The organism is uncultured Amaricoccus sp., from assembly GCF_937858865.1.
Lineage (GTDB): Bacteria > Pseudomonadota > Alphaproteobacteria > Rhodobacterales > Rhodobacteraceae > Amaricoccus.
The window spans coordinates 1-3,110 of sequence record NZ_CALLYO010000164.1 but is presented as its reverse complement, the minus strand read 5'-3'; the positions used below and the strand labels follow the sequence as shown (position 1 = coordinate 3,110).

Here is a 3,110-nt window from a genome sequence, read left to right as displayed (position 1 = left end):
TGGTCGCCGAGCCGGAGCGCGAGCTGGACGATGGTGTAGGTCGGGTTCTGGAAGCCGGGGGTCGAGAAGACGCTCGAGCCGCCGACGTGGAGGTTGGCGATCCCGTGCACCCGGCAGTTGCGGTCGACGACCCCGGTCTTGGGGTCGTCGCTCATGCGGGTGGTGCACATGTGGTGCCATCCGCTCACTTGCTGCCCGTCCGCCACTGCCGCCAGGAGCGGCTGGGCGCCGAGAATGGAGTCGTAGAGGCGCGCCCGGCCGACGTTCCGCTCGGCGAGATGTGCCGCGAAGGCGAGTGTCGTGTCCTGGAGGGTGCGGGTGTCGATCTCCCGGGTCTGCCAGTTCAGCCGGATGCGCTGCAGGCCGAAGGCGTCCCTGGTTTCGGCCAGGGTGACCCGGCTCTCCGGGTTGAGCGCCTGCTCGCTGTTGACCACGACCCGGCCCCAGGGGTTCGCCACCGAGTCGCGGCTGGCGAGCCAGTCCTCAAGGCCGCCCCGGTCGCATTGCAGCGCATCGCCGGTCATCGCCTCGACGAGCCGTTCCACGAAGGGCACGGCGCACTGCGTGCTGCGCATCAGCTCCTCGGGAAGCGACAGCGCCTTCCGGCGGTAGTGGTCGAGGTGCAGGACGATATTCAGCGTCCGGTGCTCGGCGAGGAACTCCTCGGTGGGGGTGAAATAGCGGACCTCGGCCTCCGGGGTCGCGCTGAAGAGCACCTCGCCCACCTGCATTCGCAGGTGATCGCAGAAATACCGGCCGACGAGGTCGTTCTGATTGCCGATGCCGGCCGGGATCTGGCTCGTGAAGTTGAGCAGGAGCCGAGGGTTCTCGTAGCCCCCGGTGCAGAGGCAGTAGTGGCGTGCCCGGACGGTGAAGCCGGGATCGTCGGCGGCGTAGCCGCGGAAGACCGCCCCGGTGACGCGGGTCAGGTCATCGTCGAGCCTGAGGTCGACGAGGTTCGCCTGGACCCCGAGCGCGATCCGCTCCGTGCGCTTGAACTCGTCGAGATACTTCTCGCCGAACCGGGTCGGGGCGCTGCGCCAGTACCAGACCTGGCGGAAGCCGTCCTGGGGCGGGTCAGGGTTTGCCGGCGGGACGTCGTCGGAAGCCGGGACCAGGTCGAGGATCTCGGCGACCTCGGCCTGGTAGGGGTCGAGGTCGGCCCGGGTGATCGGCCAGCCGCTCAGCGGGTTCTGCGGCCGCGGCCGCATGTCCGCCGCCTCGAAGGCGCGGCAGAGTCCGTTCCAGTGACCGGACGAGCCGCCGAGGCAGCGCACGCGCGCGATGTCGAGATCGGGGGAGGAGAGTCCGACACTCTCGCCCGCATAGACGGCCTGCGACTCCTCGGACCATTCGAGGCCGCCGCCCTCCATCAGCGCGACGTCGAGGCCGCGGCCGGCGAGCCGGCGCGCCAGCGTGATCCCCGCCGGCCCCGAGCCGATCACGCAGACGTCGAAGGGCCGGGCGAAGGCTGAGCGCTCGTTGGTTTCGACGTCGAAGATCATCGCGCTTTTCCCTCCCGGCGCGACCGGCCATCGCGGAGGTCGCTGGAGCAGGCCGCGACCGGGGCGCGATGGGAGGGCGTTCGGGAAGGACCGGCAACGGGCGACTTCAATTCGGCCTCGCGAGAGAGCGGCGGACACAGGTTGTTGCGCACACCGGAGGGATGGTCAACCGGCAGGCCTGTGATCAGCCAGCGCATCCGGGACGGCGAGGCAGGGCAGGCGTGCCCGACCGACTAGCACGTTGATGTTGCTGGTGAAGCATCCCGTCGCAGGGTTGGTAAACGTCGCGGCGCGCGCGACGCCGCCGGGATTCGGATGAGCCGCTCCGGCCGCGGATCGCTTCGGCGTCCTGGGTGGAGGTGCACGCCCGGACGGCGGGCAAGGGGCTGGCAGCACTCGGCTATCGGCGATTTTCCGCCTGCGGCATCCGAAGACCGGTCCCGGGGTCCGGGAGGGCTTCGAAGAGCTTTCCCGAGGCGGTAGCCGCCGCGCTCCCCGCGGCTGGCCGACAAGCCTCTGGAAATCCGGGCTCCAGGACGAGGCACGGGTCGGCCAGAGACAGGCTCGCCCCGATCCGGGCGAAGCGGAAAGCCCGTCCACGGGCGCCGCCTGCATCTTCGGCGCGGTCTGCCCGGGGCGCGGCATGACCGCGGGCCCACTCGGGAAGCGCCCGCCGCGCTTGCGCCCCGGCGCGGCCCCGGCCTATTCTCGCGGCGGGTGCCACGGAGGGGGCCATGCGGCCGGCAGGACGTCTCGAGCAGGATCCCGCTCTGGAAGAGGGAACGCGGGGCCAGCGGTTCATCTTCGTCGGCGGGGCGCCGCGCTCGGGCACCACGCTGGTGCAGAACATGCTCGACTGTCACCCCGCGATCCTCGGGGCGCCGGAGTTCCTGAACCTCGAGCGTATCGTCGAGCTCCGCAACCGGCTGCGGCAAGGCATCGACGGGGGGGTGATCGACGCTTTCGCCTCGGTGCCGGAGGTGGACCGGCTGACCGCGCAGCTGATCGAGGATCTGTTGCTGCCGCTCGCCGACCGGCACGGCGCGCCGTACCTGAGCGAGAAGACGCCGTCGAACGCGCTGGTGTTCCGCGAGCTCCTGGAGCTCTTCCCGGCGGCGCGCTGCATCTTCGTGCTGCGCGATCCGCGCGCGGTCATCGCCTCGATGCTCGATGTGGGCACGCGCGCCGCCGCGCAGCGGCAGCTCACCCAGCCCTGGACGCGTAGCCTCCCGGCCGCCGTCACCTACGTGCAGCGCTATTTCCGGGCGGCGTGCGCCGCGGCGGCGGAGGCGCCCGGACGCGTGCTCGCGCTGCGCTACGAGGCGCTGGTGACGGATCCCGAGGCGGAGACCCGGGCCATCTGCGACTTCCTCGGCGTGCCCTGGACCGCCGCCATGCTCAACCCCGCCAGCCTCCGGCATCCCGGCGAGCGGGCGCTCGTCCAGGCCGCGATCTGGTACGACCCGGCCTCGTTCCGGCGCGACCCCGATCCGACCGGGATCGACAAGTGGAAGGAGCGCTTGAGCGCGCGCCAGAAGGCGGTGATCACCCTGGCCTTCGCCGGAATGCCCGAGGTGAGCGGGGCCGGATACCAGTTGCGATCCG

The 3,110-nt window shown here is 71.2% G+C and carries 2 protein-coding genes; one reads left to right on the top strand and one right to left on the bottom strand.

What is annotated here, in order from left to right; all coding sequences use genetic code 11:
* Window positions 1-1,505 (bottom strand): GMC oxidoreductase (locus Q0112_RS04585; protein WP_297972063.1); only part of this gene is annotated, 1,505 nt, incomplete at its 3' end.
* A gap of 734 nt (window positions 1,506-2,239) precedes the next feature.
* Between Q0112_RS04585 and Q0112_RS04580 the strand changes: the two genes are divergently transcribed.
* A partial coding sequence (locus tag Q0112_RS04580) for a sulfotransferase (protein ID WP_297972060.1) occupies window positions 2,240-3,110 on the top strand: 871 nt, incomplete at its 3' end.